Origin of the sequence: Candidatus Ornithobacterium hominis, from assembly GCF_900538215.1 — a bacterium.
GTDB lineage: Bacteria > Bacteroidota > Bacteroidia > Flavobacteriales > Weeksellaceae > Ornithobacterium > Ornithobacterium hominis.
The window spans coordinates 127,597-145,937 of sequence record NZ_UNSD01000004.1 but is presented as its reverse complement, the minus strand read 5'-3'; the positions used below and the strand labels follow the sequence as shown (position 1 = coordinate 145,937).

The window sequence follows — 18,341 nt, the reverse complement described above, 5'->3', positions numbered from 1 at the left end:
AATAACATGGAAAACGAATTAATCTGCGGACTGGATACCGCACAAATAGAAGAATTAAAAGAAAAGCACGGAGCTTTGGTATTAATTGAAGTGACTGCACAGGGGAAATTGCATAAAGCTATCTTCAGAGAACCCACCTTTGAAATGCTGAGGGCATCTAATAAAATTTCTAAAATTGATGAAATGAAAGCTTTAGAAAGCATCTACATCAATTGTAAAATAGCTGTAGATGATGATATTGCCCAAAGAGATGTATTGAAAATTAAAGCCGTAGAGGCATTGATGGCAAGGGTGCAAAAAACCAGTAGCGAAGCAAAAAACTTGTAAGCTCCTTATTAGCCGAAAACAGCGAAAGGGAGCAATGGAAAGCAGATGCCTTGATTAGAAGCCATTTTGGAATTAATCCAGAGAAATTGCAAATAACACAATGGAACAAACTCTACGCCCAAGCTATGTGGCTGGAAGAATGGAGACTACGAAACCAAGCAGAATTATTTAAAGCAATGTTTGGGAGTTAATCTTTTTTATGAACAGCACTATCATAGCATTTTTTAGCAAAAAGCAAAACACCATAACCAAACCAAAGCCCAAGCACAATACCAAAGGCTAAGGGATTAATAAATGAAATCAATAAACTGAAAATAAACACCCATCCTAATTTAGTGGGTTTATAACCAAATAAATTCATACTAATACAAAGATAGTAAATGTCTTCAAACACAACAATATATAATATAAGTTTTACTACTAATGGTGGGCAAGTTTTTGCTACTATCAATAACGGTTTGAGTGGTGTAAGAGAGGCCACGAAACAAACTACAAAAGTATTTGGTGATTGCTACAAGGCACTACTTTCGGTAAGTTTGGTTGCTGATAGTCTTAATCAGATAAAACAAAGCGTTGATAATTTAATAGCACCTGGAGCAAGCCTCAATGCTAATATGCTGGAGCTTTCAGCCATTACAGGCGTTACAGGCGATGGATTAAAAGCCATAGAATTAGCAGCAAGAGATACCGCCAAAACCTTTGGCACATCTGCCGTGGACAATGTGGAAGCTTACAAAATGATGCTCTCCCAACTTTCGCCAGAAATCGCCAACAATGCCGAGGCAATGAAGATGATGGGCGAAACGGCTAATATCCTCTCTAAGCAAATGGGTGGCGATACCGTGGCAGCAACTGATGTACTCAATACTTCACTCAATCAGTTTGGGGTGAGTATGGACGACCCTATTGCGGCAGCAAAAGTAATGGCGGATATGATGAATGTAATGTCTGCTGCTGCACAGCAAGGTTCTGCCGAATTGCCCCAAATTAAACAAGCATTAGAACAAGTAGGTATGGTAGCAAAAACCACAGGCTTATCCTTTGCCGAAACCAATGCCTATATTCAGCTACTGGACCAAGCAGGGAAAAAAGGCAGTGAAGGCGGTGTGGCGTTGAGGAATGTTTTAGCGACACTATCAGAAGGAAGATTTACTTCTAAATTAGCTGCAGAAGGATTAGAACAAGCGGGTATATCTGTGAATTATTTAGCAGATACCAGTATTCCGCTACATGATAGATTGAAAACGCTAAGGAAAATCCAAGGTGATACGGCACTGATGACCAAAGTGTTTGGTAAAGAAAATATGGCAGCAGCCATTGCGATGATAAACACAGCAGACGAGGCAGAAGCGATGAGTAAAGCTATCGTGGGAACACAGTCTGCCGTAGAACAAGCCGAAGTGATTATGAGTGGCTATAATGAGAAAATAGCCAGAACAAAAGCTTGGTTTGATGATTTGAAGATTTCTGTTTTCAATCTTACTGAAAGTTTTACACCATATATAAGCAGTAGTTTTTCTGCAATAGAAACCATGGATAAATTGACTTATTACGGTCATATACTGATGTCTACATATCGAGCTATATCCTTACAAAAAATTAAAACTAATATACAAACAGGCATTGCTGTTGTGAGAAGAAGAGCATTGGCATTATGGACAGGAATTGGAAGCGTTGCCAACAAAATATATGCACATTCATTAGACTCTGTTAGAACCGCATTTTTTGGAGCAACAGCAGGAGCGACAAGTTTTCAAATAGCATTAAATGCTTTAGGGATTGGACTTATTATTTTAGCCATTGCGGGACTGGTTGTAGGATTAAAACACCTATATAAAAACTCAAGGAAATTCAGAGAAATACTGGGTTACATTGGTGGAGCTGGAAAGGCTATATTTCACAATATAGGAGTGTATGTGGATAGGCTTTGGAATTTAGTATTCAAGCCGATTGCTTTATATATTCAAGACACCTATACACAAACGTTTTCAGCAATTTGGGAATTTGCAGCATCCACATTGTCTTGGATTGAAAATACTTTCATCTCACTTTGGAATACGATTAAAAGCATTTTTCAATGGGTGGTTTCGTTGATTTTCAATGTTTGGAGTTGGATAAAAGAAACCTTTGGCAGTTTTGCCGCTTGGGTAGAAGATGCCATTATAAATCCTATACGCGATGCTTTTTCTAATATATGGGACTGGATTGTGGGGTTATTAGACAAGATTATGAACAAAATGAGCGGTGTGCTGGCACCTATCCGTGAACTTTGGAACAGGATTTTTTCATCTGAAGGAACTATTAATATTCACGAAGCAGGAAAAGCAGGGGCTAATGCAGCAGGAGAACAATTTGATAAAGAACAAAATCAAAAGAATCAAAATAACGATAAAACAGGAAAGCCACAGGAGGTAAAAATAGTAGATGATAGCCATAAATCAATATTTGATGTTGGTAAAGGTTCTGGAATCAAGACGAGTACTATTGGTGGTGTGGCGGCAGAAAAAACGAAAAACAAAAATGTAGGAAGCAAAGGAAATAGCAGCGCAGAGAATGGGAATAAAGTGAGAAATCTAACGATTGGCAAGTTCATGGATAATTTCAACGTGTATATGAACCATCAGCAAGGTGTGGATAGACATCAACTATTACAAGCTGTGCGAGAGGTGTTTATGACTGCAAGTGCTGATTTCTCTGGCGTAAATGAATAATGAAATGATAGACATTAATATCAATACAAAACCTGAAATATTAGCCAAAACAACGGCAATGGATTTAATGTTCCGTTTCGGAATGCGTGAAGGTGAACCTTTCAAAATCTCTGAATTGAGTGCCAATTTAGACAATTTATCTGATTTTGAAAATACATCATGGCTCACATCATTGCAGATTGAAGAAGGTAGCAAACAATTTATTTTCAGAGAGGTGATTATGAGTATTACACAAGAGAGAAATATCATAACCACCACTTTGCAAGGAAGAGACGGTACCATCAAGGAATTTATCAGCAATGGAGATTATATCATTACCGTAGATGCTGGGATTATAGGCGATACACGAAATGATAAAATAGATGATTTTGATTTAGCCAAAGACCAATATCCTCTGGAAGATTTAAAAAGACTGAGAGAAATTTTGTTGCAACACAAGGCTATTCCTGTACAAAGTAAATTCTTGGATTTATTTGGCATAAAAACCGTGGTTGTAAAATCATTTCAATTACAACAAGAAACGCACAGCAATAGGCAAAGTATTCAGATACAAATGCTATCTGATGAACCATATGAAATCAAAGAATTAAAAGAAGACTATATCAAAGTAAAATAAAATGTTGAAACTCAGTAGCCATATCATCATAGAAAGTGATAAAACATGGGAGTTCACAGCGGTTCATGATTGTGTAATTGTGGAAGATACAGCCACACTTACAGATACTTGTGAACTCAAATTGCCACGCCATATCACTTGGGAAGGCTACACAAGCCAATACCATAAGCCACCTGCCAAAAGAGGCGACCGCATTACAGTAAAATTAGGATATGATGGCGATTTAAAAGTTCGGTTCTCTGGTTATGTCAGAAGAATTGATGCCAAAACACCTATTACAATTTATTGTGAAGATGGAATGTTTTTGCTCAAACAAATGAAAGCAGAACCAAAAGCATTCAAGAATGCTACACTGGAGCAAATTATACAACATTTACTAAAAGGTTCAAACATCGCTTTCAAACTGATAGATAATAACATAAAAATTGGCAATTGGAGAATCACCAAAGCTAACGTGTCTGAAGAGTTGCAAGAGCTGAAAGAAAAAATGATGCTCACAGCCTACTTCAGATTAATTAATGGGAAAAGCGTGCTATATATAGGGCTAAAATACCCATTTGATAACAGGAAAAAAGGGAAATTTCAGCATGGGAAAAATATTATTTCAGAAGATTTTGAGTACAGAGATAAAGACGAAATAAGCGTGCGTGTAGAGGCACAAAGTTTTGACAAGAAAAATAAAAAAATCACTTATGAATATGGTGATAAAGACGGTGAAGTTATCAAAATCAGAATAGATGGGCTTACAGCAAAAGAATTAGAAAAATATGCCATGCAGGTGATTGAACGATATAAGCAAAGTGGATTCAAGGGAAATTTTGAAACATTCGGTGTTCCAGAGATGAGCAAATGCGATATGATGGAAATTCACGCCTCTGATGGCAATAGCGGAACTTATCTCATCAAAAGAAATGAAGTGAGTTTTGGCATCAATGGATATAGACAAAAAATTGAATTGGGAGACGTTATCAGCACAAATAAAACGGAATGAAAAATATAGTACAAAAGCTGACCCAAAATGGCGATGAGATTTACGCAAAAATCTGTGAAGTTACAGCAGTGGATTCAGCAGAGCAAACAGCGGATTTACAACCCATAGACGGGAGTTCTCCCATTCTGGAAGCTTTGATTCAAGTGGCTGAAAACGGAATTTATACAGAACCTAAAATAGGTAGTTTGGTGGCGTGTGTTTTCATCAGCAAAGAAAAGGCAGTGATTGTAAACTATTCAGAAGTAAAGCAAATTCAGACAAAAATAGAATCTGTGGAGTTTCGCATCAATGCAGATGGTTTTCTGCTCAAAAAAGAAAACGAAACCTTGGCAAAATTGATGACGGATTTATTACAAGAGATTCAGAGAATGAAGTTCACAACCAGCAATGGACCAACCATTCAGTTAATCAATCAACCACAATTTTTGGCAATTGAAAACAGGTTTAAACAGTTATTAAAACAAGATTAAAATGTTAGGATTTATAGAACAATATATCACAGAAGCAATAGGTGCATTATTGGGTGGATTTGTCGGTTGGTTTTTCACGCGACAAAGCAGTGAACTGGACAATGTGGACAAAGCCGTGCGGATATACAGAGAAATGGTGGACAATCTTGGTAATAAACTTTCAATGGCAATCGCTGAACTGGATGCAGCCAAAGAAACAATAAAAGAACTTGAACAAAAAGTAGAAGCACTAACGATTGAATTGACAAAATACAAACAATTGAACGGAAAAGCCAAAATATGAATGCAGTAGTATTAAACAGGCAGAGCCTTCTAGACCTCGCCACCCAACACACTGGCAAGGCAGAAAACGCCTTTGATATTGCAGTAGCAAACGGCATTAGCCTTACCGATGAATTGACTATTGGGAGCCGTTTAAACATTCCAAATGATTTGACAAAAAATAATGATATATACAACTATTACACAGCAAAAAACATTCAGCCCGCCACGGCGATACAAGTGATAACAGCAGGTAATGACGGTGTGGAAGAAATACAAGAAGGCATAAGCACTTGGGCGATTAACTATGACTTTAAAGTAGCAAGCTGAACGCATTAAATGCAAACTGGAAAAATTTCTAAAGCCTTAAAAAAAACCTTCTTTTAACTAAAAAAATAACATAAAATGGCACGAACCATAGAAGAAATACAAGCAGAAATGCACCAAATCAAGCAGGGCGAACCCGCATTAGCAGATTTGAACTCCACCAGTCGCACGGCGATATGGCGGCTATGGATATACATTGTCGCTTTCTGTGCGTGGACACTGGAGAAACTCTTTGACAAGCATAGAGAAGAGCTATTAACAGAACTCTACCAGCAGAGTCCACACACGGCACGCTGGTACAGAAACAAAGCTTTGGCCTTCTTGTACGGTTTTGATTTAAAAACGGATTATGATGAATTTAATACTAAAAACGCAACAACGCAAGAAATTGAAAAGGCAAAGCTGGTAAAGTATTCCGCCGTGGTGGAAAGTGAAGACCAAAGCCGTTTGATTATCAAAATCGCAGGCGAAAATCAAACAGGAGAACTCGCTCCAATCGCACAAGAAGTGAAATCTTCCTTTGATTATTACATGAGCGAAATCCGTGATGCAGGCGTGAAGCTGACGATTATTAATTATCTGCCCGATTTGCTCAAGCTAAATTTAACCATCAAACGAGACCCTTTGGTTTTGAACGAAAACGGCGTGAATATTTTAAACGCTAAAGAACCTGTGAAAGATGCCATACAGGCGTTTATGAAAGAATTGCCGTTCAATGGAGAGCTTTCTATACAGAAATTAGAAGAAAAGATTTTGGCGGTTCCTGGTGTGTTGGATTTGGTTTCTAACAACGCCCAAACAGCTTGGATAGATGCGGAACGAAACACCTACGGCAACTATGAAAATATCTATATGAGCAAAATTCCCGTTTCGGGCTATTTCGCTGTGAATTTTGACAATAATGACGAACCTAACACCCTAAGCACAATAAATTATGTCTAAATGGGCCGAAATAGATTTTAATAAACTAAGCGTTTTACTGACTCCAACTTTTCTCAGGAAAAAGAGCATGTTGGCGTGGCTGCGAGTGCTTATTTCCCCAATCGGTCAGCTCTATGCTGAATGGCACAATAACAGGCAACAGAATTTATACAAGCTAAGGCATAATGGGCAAATATGTTATTTACGAGCCGTGCTAAACGATGAGTTTGACCCGCAATTGCGTAGAATTAGGATAGACGACGGAGCTGAAGCAAGGCCTTTCTACATCTATACTGAGGGCGAAAACAAACCCAAATGGCTAACTGCAGAAGCGGTGAACAATCCGACTTACCTGCACAGGCAGTCGGCATACGCAAAAACAGGTGTGGATTTTTACGTTCACGTTCCATCGGATTTAAATTTTGATAAAAATAAAATGCAAGCGTTGATAGATTTCTATCGCTTAGCATCTAAAAGATATGAAATCATATGAATAGATTAAACGTACAACAAACAGGCGGTTTTCCGTTAACAACGAATACGCTCAACTTTATGCAAGCAAGTCTATTGCTCATGCAGAATTTTGGCGAAATCGCAGGAGATTTAACGATTCTGAGCGGTTGCAAAGTTACAGGCTCACAAGTGAGCGACGGCACAGTTTACATAGGTGGCGAAATTTTACCCTTCGTGGGTGGGACTTTGGCTACAAATGTTGTGATTGTAGAAACTCGCACGCAAAAGCAGTTTGAAGACGGTGTAGCAAGAGATGTAGAAGTGGTGCGAAAAGCCCAATTTGGCAACGGAACTACGGTTTATCCCTGGGCAAATTTCACAAGAATTACACCTATCAAAATATTACAAAAAGCACTTACGCCCGTGGGTTTAATATCCATGTGGAGCGGGGAAATTAGCGAAATTCCTGCAGGCTGGGTGCTGTGTAATGGCGAAAACGGAACGCCTGACTTGAGCGGGAAATTTGTACGTGGATATTCAGAAGGAGAACATCGCACTGATGAAAATGCAGGGATGGGAGCGAAAGGAGGCTCTGATAGCGTAACGCTGCAAAGCGTAAACTTACCGCCGCACAGCCATGATTTCACGGCAAGTGGTTCGCATTCGCACAGCTTCAAAGATGCTTATTATATTGAAAAGACCGCAGACAAAAAAGCCGCTGGTGGAACACAGTACGTAGGTGAGGGCCTTTATGGTCCTGCTAAATCTGATGAGGACAACAAGTACGTTTACTATAGAAATTCAAAAACAGACAGCGAATTTATAAGGCTAACAGGGGTAACACAAAGGGCTGGGGGGCTTAATGGCGAAGCTCAACCGATAGACAACCGCCCGGCTTACTACACATTAGCATTCATCATGTTCAAAGGAATTTAGAAAAATGGCAAAAATAGATAAAAATACGATAAAGAGCTGGTTTAGGAATTTCCTAAAGCCCACCCAAGAACAGTTTTGGAATTGGATGGACTCTTACTGGCACAAAGACGAAAAAATCCCCCAAAACGCTATTGAAAATTGGGATGAATTCCTCGCTACGCTACCCAGCGCAGATTCACTAAAACCCCTTTTATACAAAGACGGCAGTAACTTAAGTGACAATGAAAAGACTTCATTAATTGAAGCTATACATGCACTTACTTATGACTATGAAAAAGGGGGTGAAACAACCCAAGGAACGGGCTATACAAAAGCCCAAGTGGATACCCTTATAGACAACATAGACTTAACCACCAAAGCCGACAAAAACGCTGAAAACCTCGTAGAAAATGATATTGAAAAATGGAGAGAGAAATTAGGTATTACAGCAACCCCTGAACCTGAAATTACACAAGGCTCGGTAATTAAATTTGATAAATTAAGAGATTATGGGAACGCCACGCCATTATCTACATTTACAATTGATTTGAACGAAGCAAAGCGTGGAAACGTGCAATACGTCTATTTCAACGGGCAAGCTTTGCCGTCTGATGCAAAATTAAAATGGCTTAATAATGTAAACCAATACTTTATAGCAGGGAAAAACTATCTAATTGAATTAGAATACAAAGACGAAAATAACATTTTAGCCAATTTGTCAGAATACAATGCGTAATACCAGTAGAAGAAGAATAAGAAGTAGCGTGCCACAGACGAATTTTTGGATTGAAACAAAGAGTATGTCAGCGGATTATTACATCCCTAATATGAGCTACAATCCTAATTACCCAAAAAGAATAAAGTTTGCAGACGGTAGCACGATTGTCACTACAGACGTAAAAGTGGATTTCTCACAAAAAGAGGGGGTTAAAAGGATTGAATACGTTGAAATTCTAAACCTTTCAAACCTTACAAGCTATTTGTATGCACCGAATTATTATATGCAAGGCAGAGAAAATGTGCAGAAAATGATAGACACTTTTAACCTAAAAAAGGGTAAGGACTACAGTATTTATAACGATAATAAAGATAGTTACACTATATCGCAACGAGTAAAGCAAGACTATCAAATTACAGATTTTAAAAAAGATACTACGAACGGGAGAATTTATTATGTAGGCGGACAACACCTTAGCGATTTCACTTTAGATGAAAACTATAAAAAACTTAGTATTAATACAAATAAAGAGCATTTAGATTTCACTTTTAAAGGAAATACGAATACAAAGCATTTAGACCTTAGGTATATCCCCGCGCTTACGTGGAATTTAACGAATAAAGAATCAATTCAATTGAATCATTTTCGACTTTATAAAGTTGACTTTGCAGACGTCAAAAAGATAGACGTACCCATGCACCCTAATGGAACCGTTAGTATATCTAACACGAGCTTGCAAGATGTGGAATTATACCCTTGCAAAGGTATAGAATTAGGTCACAACCCTCATTTTGAAAACAAAAACAAGTTAATCCCACGAGTTAAATTTTTATCGGTAAGTTCGTCGTCTTACAAATCCATTCAATTAGAGCACCCCGAAGATTTAATCAATTTAAACGTAAGAAATGGTCTTAGAAATAATCATGGCAACCCACTCACTGGAACCGATGTTTTAAACCTAGAAGAATGCGTTAATTTAGAGCGACTTGATATTGCAGATAACCCGACGATTTTAGCAAGAACAACCGACTTCAGGAATTTTAAAAAACTAAAAGCATTCTCGACCTCGGGAACCGAGGACGGCTCGGACGTTGAAATTCTACTACCAAACAGCGTTGAAGAAGTTGGCTTACAACAATTTAGTTATAATGGAATAAGAGCAAATCTTTCTCATTTAGAGTTAAAAAAATTAGAAATTGCTTACTTGGCTTACTCTAAAGAAAGGATACAAATAGAAGCATTGGATAAACTCTCACATTTCGTAACAAGATTTGCAACTTGGGATGAGGAGGATTTGTTAGAAGTACTGACAAAAATAGCTGACAATGACGTGCAGGGAGGTTATATTTTCATCGAATTATACCATTTAAGACAAAAGGACGAAAATATGTTTGGCTCGGTAGAAAGAACTAAAGAAGAGCCCATTATTGCAAAAATCATAGAACAATGCAAGAGGATAAAGAATAAGAACTGGAATTTTCATAACGCGTCTAACAAAATAATTTTAAATAACATTTAACATGCAACACAAAGAAATAAACAACAAGTCAATCAAACTCTACGGAAACGAAAAAGAAGACACCTTTATAGGCGTAGCATTTAATTCGCAAGAATTAGACTTAGAAAATCCCTTTTTCGAAAACAATGGCTTAGAGAAAGTCGTAACCGCAACAAAAATAATTGTAGACTTAGAGAACAATCAAATTTTCACAGAAAAAAGAACGCACTCACTCACGCCCACGGGAGATAAGGTAAACATTACCACAAACCCCGTATTCATTACAACGGATGATGATACGGCGTTATTCTTAAGTCAAGCCAAAGACTTGATTATACCCGCTATTCACAAAGGAATTTTGATGGATATGGGGTTAATTGAAGATAAAAGGAAAAAAGCTCCTGAAGAAGTCCAAGATTTTACGGAACCTACAGAAGAAGAAGCAAAAGATATTATCGAGTAAAAATTTTTAAAGCCTTAAAAAAAACATGAAAAACTGGATTAAAAACAAAACATTATGGCTTACAGCTTATTTATTATTCTTTCCACTCACTTGGTGGAACAAACGAGCCGTGCGCAAAGTCTATGGAAGCACAAAAGGTTATGATTATAAATCGGCGGTAAATTTAGACGTTTTTGCAAACTCAGAATTCAAAACATTACTGAATCGCAAGCTTTTAACCCCGAATTCAGTCCATCACTTCGGGCACAGGAAAGAAACCATATCCAGTGTTTTAGGGAAAAACCAAAGAGATAAAACCCTTTCTGAAAAAGGCGAAAAACTCAGGAAATTGGTAGACAAATTAGACAAGTCAGTCCCCAATCACTGCGAGCACTGGATTAATAAAAGAATTAAACACCGAGAGGAGAATTTTGAGAAATTTTTTAAGCCTTAAAAAATTTTAAAATCTGAAAATAAAAAAATGATACAATTAGGATTAGACAAAGTATTTCCGTCCGCAGGGCATCATGATAAGGACTCTGGAGCCGTGGCAAATGGCTATATAGAACGCGATGAGATGAAACTACTGCGAGAAATGATTGTTGCCGAGCTCAAGAAAAGAAATCACGCACACGACACCGATGCCGACTGGGAAACCAATAGGCAATACCAGAACCGTATTCGCAAACAATTACGTACAGGCGATGTGGTTGTGGATTTACATTTGAACGCTGCACGCCCAAGCGTGTCTGGAATAGAAGTTTTTATTTCAAAAAATGCTGGAACAGACAGCAAAAACATGGCAAAAGAAGCGTTGGAAGGCTTATGCAAAATCACTGGAACCAAGTCAAGAGGAGTAAGAAACGATAACCAGAGTCAGCATTTCAAAATTGGAATTTTGAATATGCGAGGAACAGCCATTTTGATTGAATTTGGTTTTATCACAAACGCTGGAGATATGCAACGATTTGTGTCAAAACGTGCAGAAATCGCCAAATTTTTAGTGGACTTGATGATTAAATACGATAGAAATGACTAGGTTTTTAGTCCTATTCAGTTTGTGTGTAGTGTTCATTTCATGCGCAGCAAAAAAGGTTAAAGTCCAGCAAGAAGAGTACCAAGCACAGCAAATTAAGCTACAAAAGTTAGATAGCATAGTTCAAACGCAAATGGAGCTAAATCAAGCGTTCAATCAAAAAAGTTTCTTTGAAAATTCAAAATTTGAATTAAGAAGCTTAAGCGATTCAATTCCGCTTACATACACGCATGAATTGAACGGCAAAACCGTTGAGAAAATCACCCTTTCGGGTGGAGTGCTTTTGCGTAGTAAAGGTACAAATAATCAATCAGTTAACCAAACTTTTCAAGAAAAAAAAGACGAAAAAAGCAAAGTTTTTATTGAGTCTGAAAGTATAGATAGACAGCAAGTTAAAAAGAAAGAAAAAACAAAAGAAGTCAAAGGTATTCAGTTTAATTTTTGGATTTATTTCTTTGGGTTTTTATTAGCCGCTATGGCTTATTTAACATGGCGTTTAAAGCTATTTTGAAGAGTATTTAAAACCGAATTAAATATCATTTAAACACTTGGAGGTAGTGTATAAAAGTCCTCCGCTTTAAAGTTACCACACATTTAAACGAGAGCCACAGGCTACGGAGGACAAAAGTCTTCTGTTCCTGTGGCTTTTTTTGGTTAAATGTGTGGTAGAACAAAAATAAGAAAAAACTAAAAAACATGAATAAATATTACAAAATTTTAGAAAAAATCCTTGAAAAAGGTAAAATTCAAGAAAACAAAAAAGGAAACATCAAATACCTTTTAGACCAACAATTAAAATTAAAACCGGCAGACCTTTTAGAGATATTTGAAACGCACGGCATCGCTCGTGTGAAGCTCAGAAACGAGCTGGAGCTGTTCCAACAGGCGAACGCTTAACAGAGCGTTACAAGGAAGCTGGAATAAACTGGTGGGACTATTGTGGCCCTATTTTAGTCAATTCATATCCCACGTATTTTGAGCAATTGCCAGGCCTCATCAAGAAAATCAACAAAGAGAAGAGAAACAGCAAGAACTACGTTTTGTTTCTCGGTAAAAACGATACCGAAAGCAACCAACAGCCGTGTTTATCGCTTATTCAGTTTCAGATAGATGCGGGAAAATTAGTAGTAAGTGCTTACCAGCGTTCCAGCGATGCGAGTTTGGGTTTGCCAGCCGATATTTATCATCTGTATTTAATCAGCAGACAGATAAAACTGCCGCTCAAGAGCATTACCCTCAACCTCGGTAACGTCCACATTTACGAGAACAACCTCAGCAAAACAGAAGAGTTGCTATGCGGAAAAAAAGTAAAATTTGAGCTGAATGTATAAAGAAAAAGCCCAGCAAAACACTGGGCTTATTTAATTTAAAAATGTACATTTTGTTTTAAATTTGTGTACATTTTGTTTTGCGGATTATATAAGGCTTTAAAAATTTTTTAGAAAAATTTACCTTTTCGGCGCATATTCGGGTTGTGCATATTGCGCCCTACATTCATGCGCTTTAGCTGCTCTTCCATCATATTGATATGCTCGGTCAACATATTTTGTTTATCCTCGCTTTTTGCTTCAGCCAACCACTTCTTCGCTTCATTTTTTCGCCCTCCAGACATTGCTCCTGCTGCCAAGTTCAATTTTGCCATCGCTCGGTCATGCGCAAAAGAAAGCCCGTAGTCCAAAGCTTTTTTCATATGATTTACGGATTCTTTCAGATGATCTTGCCCTAATGTAATGCCATTCATGAAATGGTAATAGCCCATTTGTTTTTTTACCAATTGCTTATCAGGATTCGTAATTTTACTTAGCCATTCTCTGGCTGCTGGTAAATTTTGCTTTCTCATTTGCCAAAAAGCCAACAGAATATATTCATTTCTAAAGTAGAAGATCACCGGGAATACCGCCAATAAACTCACCAACACACCCCAGCCATACTCTCTCTCATAAAACAAATATCCTGCGCCAACCACCAGCAGAGTAGCTAAAGTAATTTTTATGTTTTTGTGCATACGTTTAATTTTTACAAATATAAAACTATACCTCGAAATTCACCAATCTCTACAGCTATAAATAAAGTTTTCTAAACGTTTAATTTTTTACCAAGACTTTTTGTAGCCTTAATTTCTTAATAAAAATTTTTAACGAAATAAAAAGCATTAAACTAAAAAAAGCCATAAAAAAATAGCCCTCCTCACGGAGGGCTAAAAAGCTTTAATCTTTAATACAACGCACGCTGCGCCCGTAAGCTCGGTTGTTGATGCTCATACCGCTGCGGCCACTTAAGAAGTACATGCGGTAAGCGCTGATACCGCTACTAACAGAGCTACTCCAGTAGTCCCCGTGAGAACCCTTGCTGTACAGCGAACCATTGTCATAGTAAGGGGAGCCAGCAGCTGCAAGGTTTGGCAACTTATTCTGTGTATACATTTGATTATCACCATAATCACGTCTACCCGTTACAGCCTGATGAAAGTCCTCCCACTCATCGATAGTCGGAACATGGTAACCAGACGGACAAGGGTTATTATTTACGCTCTGCCATTGGTATAATGAACCATGGGTTTTATCTTCATCATGGGCAGCTTGGCCAAACAACTTCTGCTGTGGCTTAAAGTTTGCTCCTAGTTTGGCAAATTCTGCTCCTAAGTTGTAATTGAGCCATGTCTTTTTATAACCATTCGCTTCAACGGTAACGGGCAAGTAAATAAACTTGTAGCGTGAATCTTCTTTAAACTTCCTGTCTGGGATACCGCCTATCCCTTTGATGATGACTTTGGATGTACTCCCGTTTATATTAATATTATAAGTTGCAATGTCATAATCTTTCCCTGGCTCCAGCTGCTTAACTGGGTATCTTCCGTCTTTTACGCTTAGCGTCGCAATCAACTCGCCTCGCGGTGAAAAGTTCCCTGCTGGGATACTAAGCGTGATTTGCTTGGTTACGTCTCCTTGCCCTGGGGCGGCATCTTGGGTAATGCTTACGGCATCATAACTTCCTTTTCCACCAGTGTAAGGTATACTGATGCGAACTTGGTTGTCCTCATTGTCTATATTACCTTGTATGGTCGTGCTACCATGGGCAAACGACACGATATAATGCTCTTGGTTTTGCAGGTTTGCATTTCCTTTGCCTACCGTTAATTGCTGGTCTGCACTTAATCTTAATTTGTTGAATCTAGCCGTAAGCTGACCTGCCCGCGGCGTCCCGCTAAGCGTATACGTCAAAGTTTTGCTTTTGCCTCCATTTAGGCTAACGCCGTTGTTGGCTGAGCCAGTTACTGTTATATTTGCCCCTTCATTTTCTACCGTAACGGCATCAGAGAGGTCAACGTTGTTAAAGGCAGAGAATCCATTGTTGGTAATGGTGAAACTTACGCTGGCGTTTGATAATGGCACGCCTCCTATAAATTGCCCGTCGAAACTTGCTGGCGATACTGATACTCTTTGTGATGATTCGTTCCCTACATTGGGGATGCAGTCCCATTGGTGGGCACCGTTTCTTACCCCAAGGTACATCTCAAGGCACTGCTTATCGGTATTATAAATCATCATTCCTTCGCTCATATCTTCAAATTTTGAACGCTGCGCTGTGCTAACATTCGGGAAGTTAACGCCCTGAGGAGTTTTAGCGTTTACCCGTCCTGCACCCGCAGGAGCTTCCGGATCTATATAAGCTACATCAAAGCTGCTCCTTGGCTGGTCTGTATTAACGCCCACCTGAGCCATAGCTAAAGCCCCTGGCAATACAACGAAAGAAAGTAATAATTTCTTCATTTGTTTTATTTTTTTTGGTTAATATTTTATTGATTTATTCTTTTTCTTCATTAAATTTTTGCTGTTTTTTTGCTCCTTCATTTAGAAAGAGCCCCAACCCGTGAGGCTCTTCTTTTTGAAGAAATTACTACCTTCACACAGGTGAAAATAGAAAAACCGCACAAGATTTTCTTGCACGGCTTTGCGGTTCGCTCCCGCGGGGAAGCAAAAAATTATTATAAGTTACTGATAATGAGTTGTTTAGCTCATTGTTTGTGTGTGTGTGTGTGTGTGTGTGTGTGTTTACACTTTATTTTGAAACTCACAAATTTCATTTGTTAAAATTTCGTTATTTTTTTGTTAAAATTTCCGTTGAGATTTTTCTCTTCTCTCAACCTGCCCGCAAATGTATTTTACGTTTTTGAATTATGCAAATTTATTTTTTTTGAGGCAGAGGATTTTTTTTAAAGGCTTTAGAAATTTCTACAAAAAAAGGCTTAGATTATAAACCTAAGCCTATGATTTTTAGATAAATAAAGAAATTTTATGCATCTGCGAATTCTTTTCTTAGTTCTTTAGCTGCACCTACCATGGCTACTAAAGCTGCTTTGGTTTCTTGCCAATGTCTTGTTTTTAATCCACAATCAGGGTTTACCCACAATTGCTCTTTAGGAATCACAGCTTCAGCTTTTTTTATCAAATGTATCATCTCATCTTTTGAGGGGACTCTTGGTGAATGGATGTCATAAACCCCAGGGCCTATTTCATTTGGGTATTTAAAGTCTGCAAAAACGTCCAAAAGTTCCATTTGCGAACGAGAGCATTCAATCGTAATCACATCAGCATCCAGATCAGCAATGGCCGCAATCATGTCATTAAATTCAGAATAGCACATATGCGTATGAATCTGCGTGCTGTCCTCTACCCCAGAAGCTGAAATTCTAAATGCCTTGATTGCCCAGTTTAAGTAATCAGCCCAGTTTTCTTTTTTCAACGGTAAGCCTTCACGCACGGCGGGTTCATCGATTTGAATCACTTTGATTCCTGCTTTTTCTAAATCTTTCACCTCATCTCTGATGGCTAAAGCAATTTGCGTACAAGTGAGCGATCGTGGCTGGTCATCTCTCACAAAAGACCATTGTAAAATCGTAACAGGCCCTGTGAGCATGCCCTTCACTGGCAGTTGACTCAGTGACTGAGCATATTCAGACCAGCGTACAGTCATGGGTTTAGGTCTGTGGACATCTCCAAAGATAATCGGTGGCTTTACACAACGCGAACCGTAACTTTGCACCCAACCGAATTTAGTGAATACGAAGCCCGAAAGCTGTTCCCCAAAATATTCTACCATGTCATTTCTTTCAAACTCGCCATGAACCAAAACATCTATGCCCGCTTCTTCTTGAAATTCAATAGATTCCTGAATTTCTTTCTTCAGTAAATCTTCATATTCTGCAGTAGAAAGTTTCCCACCCCTGTGTGCTGCACGCCAATTTCTCACTTCTTGCGTTTGCGGAAAAGAGCCTATGGTAGTCGTAGGGAACAGCGGCAAATTCAGAGCTTTATGCTGAATTTCTTGGCGAATTGAAAAAGGACTGTTTCTTTGGTCATCTTTTTCTTGGATATTGGCCACACGTTCTTTCACAGCCGTTTTATGAATCAATTCAGATGATTTTCTGTTTTCTGCGGCTTGTTGGTTTTCTTGGCGTGCAAGATTAATTTCTGAAGAAGATTCCCCATTAGCAATTGATTTTAGCGTGCTGATTTCGGTCAATTTCTGCTTAGCGAAAGCCAGCCATTGTTTAATTTCTTTCGGCAAAACCTTTTCATTTTTTTCTAATTCTAAATTACAAGGGGAATGCAAAAGAGAACACGAGCTTGAAACCCATACACGCTCACGTCCTAATTTCTCCACAACTTTCTGAATCAAGGCTAGGGAGTTTTCAAAATTATTTTTCCAAATATTTCTCCCATCTACAATGCCTAGTGACAGGATCTTATCTTTTGGGTAATCTGCCAAAATGGCATCTAATTGCTCTGGCGAATGCACCAAATCAACGTGTAATGTATTAAATGGCAGTGATTTAACTAAGTCTAAATTTTGCTCGACAGAATCAAAATAGGTGGTGATGATGAATTTCAGCTCAGGGAAACTTTCAGCTAAATCCGTATAAACTTTTTGATATACGTTTTTTGTTTTCTCATCTATATCTAAAGCTAAAAAAGGTTCATCAATTTGAATATATTCGGCTCCAGATTCTGCTAATTCGCTCAAAATCTGCTTATAAACGATGAGTAAATTATCTGCTAAATCTAATTTATCAAAGCCTTCTTCTTTTTCTTTGCCTAAAAGGAGATAAGTTACAAGGCCTAGAAGAACTGGTTTTGTCTTGAAGCCATTTTCTTTAGCAAAATTAAATTCATGGAGAGCTTTATTACTTTTTAATTCAAACACTTGATTTTTAGTAAATTCGGGGACGATGTAGTGGTAATTAGTATCAAACCATTTCGTCATTTCCTGTGCGGTGATGTCAATTCCATTTTTTTGATAACCACGGGCTAAAGCAAAATAAAGTTCAAGATCAGACAAGTGCTTAATGGGCTTGAATCTCTCTGGGATTGCATTGATACTAAAAGAGAAATCAAGCACATGATCATACAAAGAAAAATCATTGGAAGGGATTAAGTCTAAATTTGCTTCTTTCTGAATTTTCCAATTATGCAAGCGAATTTCGTTTGCGACTTTGGTTAATTCTTCTTCATTGATTTTCCCCGCCCAGAAGTTTTCATTGGCTTTTTTGAGTTCTCTTTTTTCTCCGATTCTTGGATAGCCTAAAAGGTTTGTTTTCATAAGCTTAAATATTTCAATAGTTTGAAATTCGTTATTTGATGATTTTACTCTACAA

Annotated in this window: 23 protein-coding genes; 19 read left to right on the top strand and 4 right to left on the bottom strand. The window is 38.1% G+C overall.

Annotated elements, in window-relative coordinates; genetic code table 11:
• The first annotated feature begins 6 nt into the window (after positions 1 to 6).
• Both D5J18_RS04540 and D5J18_RS08795 read left to right on the top strand, forming a co-directional pair.
• On the top strand, positions 7 to 327 hold the full coding sequence (locus tag D5J18_RS04540) for a hypothetical protein (protein WP_119057828.1): 321 nt from the start codon (positions 7 to 9) through the stop codon (positions 325 to 327).
• A 50-nt stretch (positions 328 to 377) separates the two neighbouring features.
• Positions 378 to 518 carry a hypothetical protein gene (locus D5J18_RS08795; RefSeq protein WP_165844959.1) on the top strand — a complete coding sequence of 47 codons (141 nt, stop codon included), beginning with the start codon at positions 378 to 380 and terminating at the stop codon, positions 516 to 518.
• Here D5J18_RS08795 and D5J18_RS08790 read toward each other — a convergent pair.
• The gene (locus D5J18_RS08790) at positions 515 to 688 is read right to left on the bottom strand and encodes a hypothetical protein (RefSeq protein ID WP_165844958.1); all 174 of its coding nucleotides are present in this window, start codon (positions 686 to 688) and stop codon (positions 515 to 517) included. The genes D5J18_RS08795 and D5J18_RS08790 overlap by 4 nt on opposite strands.
• 19 nt (positions 689 to 707) lie before the next feature.
• Here D5J18_RS08790 and D5J18_RS04535 point away from each other — a divergent pair, with 19 nt between their 5' ends.
• From D5J18_RS04535 to D5J18_RS08880, 17 genes are all read left to right on the top strand, one after another.
• Positions 708 to 3,038 (top strand): phage tail tape measure protein, encoded by a 2,331-nt coding sequence (locus D5J18_RS04535; protein ID WP_119057827.1) that lies wholly within the window; start codon positions 708 to 710, stop codon positions 3,036 to 3,038.
• Between the two features lie 4 nt (positions 3,039 to 3,042).
• Positions 3,043 to 3,654, top strand: coding sequence for a DUF6046 domain-containing protein (locus tag D5J18_RS04530; RefSeq protein ID WP_119057940.1), 612 nt, complete (start codon positions 3,043 to 3,045; stop codon positions 3,652 to 3,654).
• Between the two features lies 1 nt (position 3,655).
• Positions 3,656 to 4,645, top strand: coding sequence for an STN domain-containing protein (locus D5J18_RS04525; protein WP_119057826.1), 990 nt, complete (start codon positions 3,656 to 3,658; stop codon positions 4,643 to 4,645).
• Positions 4,642 to 5,115: a hypothetical protein gene (locus D5J18_RS04520; protein WP_119057825.1), complete on the top strand. Its 474-nt coding sequence runs from the start codon at positions 4,642 to 4,644 to the stop codon at positions 5,113 to 5,115. Before D5J18_RS04525 ends, D5J18_RS04520 begins: the two co-directional genes overlap by 4 nt.
• 1 nt (position 5,116) lies before the next feature.
• Positions 5,117 to 5,398: a cell wall anchor protein gene (locus tag D5J18_RS04515; protein WP_119057824.1), complete on the top strand. Its 282-nt coding sequence runs from the start codon at positions 5,117 to 5,119 to the stop codon at positions 5,396 to 5,398.
• Positions 5,395 to 5,706, top strand: a complete 312-nt coding sequence (locus tag D5J18_RS04510) for a hypothetical protein (protein WP_119057823.1) — start codon at positions 5,395 to 5,397, stop codon at positions 5,704 to 5,706. Before D5J18_RS04515 ends, D5J18_RS04510 begins: the two co-directional genes overlap by 4 nt.
• A gap of 75 nt (positions 5,707 to 5,781) precedes the next feature.
• Complete coding sequence (locus D5J18_RS04505) at positions 5,782 to 6,645, top strand: nucleotidyltransferase (RefSeq protein ID WP_119057822.1); 864 nt, start codon at positions 5,782 to 5,784, stop codon at positions 6,643 to 6,645.
• On the top strand, positions 6,638 to 7,117 hold the full coding sequence (locus D5J18_RS04500; RefSeq protein ID WP_119057821.1) for a hypothetical protein: 480 nt from the start codon (positions 6,638 to 6,640) through the stop codon (positions 7,115 to 7,117). The genes D5J18_RS04505 and D5J18_RS04500 overlap by 8 nt, the downstream gene beginning before the upstream one ends.
• Complete coding sequence (locus D5J18_RS04495; RefSeq protein WP_119057820.1) at positions 7,114 to 8,013, top strand: hypothetical protein; 900 nt, start codon at positions 7,114 to 7,116, stop codon at positions 8,011 to 8,013. The genes D5J18_RS04500 and D5J18_RS04495 overlap by 4 nt, the downstream gene beginning before the upstream one ends.
• A 4-nt stretch (positions 8,014 to 8,017) precedes the next feature.
• A complete protein-coding gene (locus tag D5J18_RS04490; protein WP_119057819.1) occupies positions 8,018 to 8,728 on the top strand; it encodes a hypothetical protein in 711 nt (236 codons plus the stop codon).
• A complete protein-coding gene (locus D5J18_RS04485; RefSeq protein WP_119057818.1) occupies positions 8,721 to 10,229 on the top strand; it encodes a hypothetical protein in 1,509 nt (502 codons plus the stop codon). Before D5J18_RS04490 ends, D5J18_RS04485 begins: the two co-directional genes overlap by 8 nt.
• Position 10,230: 1 nt before the next feature.
• A complete protein-coding gene (locus tag D5J18_RS04480; RefSeq protein WP_119057817.1) occupies positions 10,231 to 10,671 on the top strand; it encodes a hypothetical protein in 441 nt (146 codons plus the stop codon).
• Between the two features lie 25 nt (positions 10,672 to 10,696).
• Complete coding sequence (locus D5J18_RS04475; protein ID WP_119057816.1) at positions 10,697 to 11,104, top strand: hypothetical protein; 408 nt, start codon at positions 10,697 to 10,699, stop codon at positions 11,102 to 11,104.
• 27 nt (positions 11,105 to 11,131) lie between these two features.
• Positions 11,132 to 11,689 (top strand): N-acetylmuramoyl-L-alanine amidase, encoded by a 558-nt coding sequence (locus D5J18_RS04470; RefSeq protein ID WP_119057815.1) that lies wholly within the window; start codon positions 11,132 to 11,134, stop codon positions 11,687 to 11,689.
• Positions 11,682 to 12,197 (top strand): hypothetical protein, encoded by a 516-nt coding sequence (locus tag D5J18_RS04465; protein WP_133298099.1) that lies wholly within the window; start codon positions 11,682 to 11,684, stop codon positions 12,195 to 12,197. The genes D5J18_RS04470 and D5J18_RS04465 overlap by 8 nt, the downstream gene beginning before the upstream one ends.
• Before the next feature lie 185 nt (positions 12,198 to 12,382).
• The gene (locus tag D5J18_RS08885; RefSeq protein WP_260377488.1) at positions 12,383 to 12,583 is read left to right on the top strand and encodes a hypothetical protein; all 201 of its coding nucleotides are present in this window, start codon (positions 12,383 to 12,385) and stop codon (positions 12,581 to 12,583) included.
• Between the two features lie 86 nt (positions 12,584 to 12,669).
• Positions 12,670 to 13,017, top strand: a complete 348-nt coding sequence (locus D5J18_RS08880; protein ID WP_260377487.1) for a thymidylate synthase — start codon at positions 12,670 to 12,672, stop codon at positions 13,015 to 13,017.
• Between the two features lie 107 nt (positions 13,018 to 13,124).
• On the opposite strand, the gene D5J18_RS04455 is transcribed toward D5J18_RS08880, so the two are convergent.
• The 3 genes from D5J18_RS04455 to metE form a co-directional block, all read right to left on the bottom strand.
• Positions 13,125 to 13,691: a DUF2892 domain-containing protein gene (locus tag D5J18_RS04455; RefSeq protein WP_119057813.1), complete on the bottom strand. Its 567-nt coding sequence runs from the start codon at positions 13,689 to 13,691 to the stop codon at positions 13,125 to 13,127.
• A 202-nt stretch (positions 13,692 to 13,893) separates the two neighbouring features.
• Positions 13,894 to 15,456 (bottom strand): FISUMP domain-containing protein, encoded by a 1,563-nt coding sequence (locus D5J18_RS04450; RefSeq protein WP_119057812.1) that lies wholly within the window; start codon positions 15,454 to 15,456, stop codon positions 13,894 to 13,896.
• A gap of 523 nt (positions 15,457 to 15,979) precedes the next feature.
• Entirely contained in the window at positions 15,980 to 18,286 is a 2,307-nt protein-coding gene (gene metE, locus D5J18_RS04445) for a 5-methyltetrahydropteroyltriglutamate--homocysteine S-methyltransferase (protein ID WP_119057811.1), read from the bottom strand.
• Positions 18,287 to 18,341 lie beyond the last annotated feature (55 nt).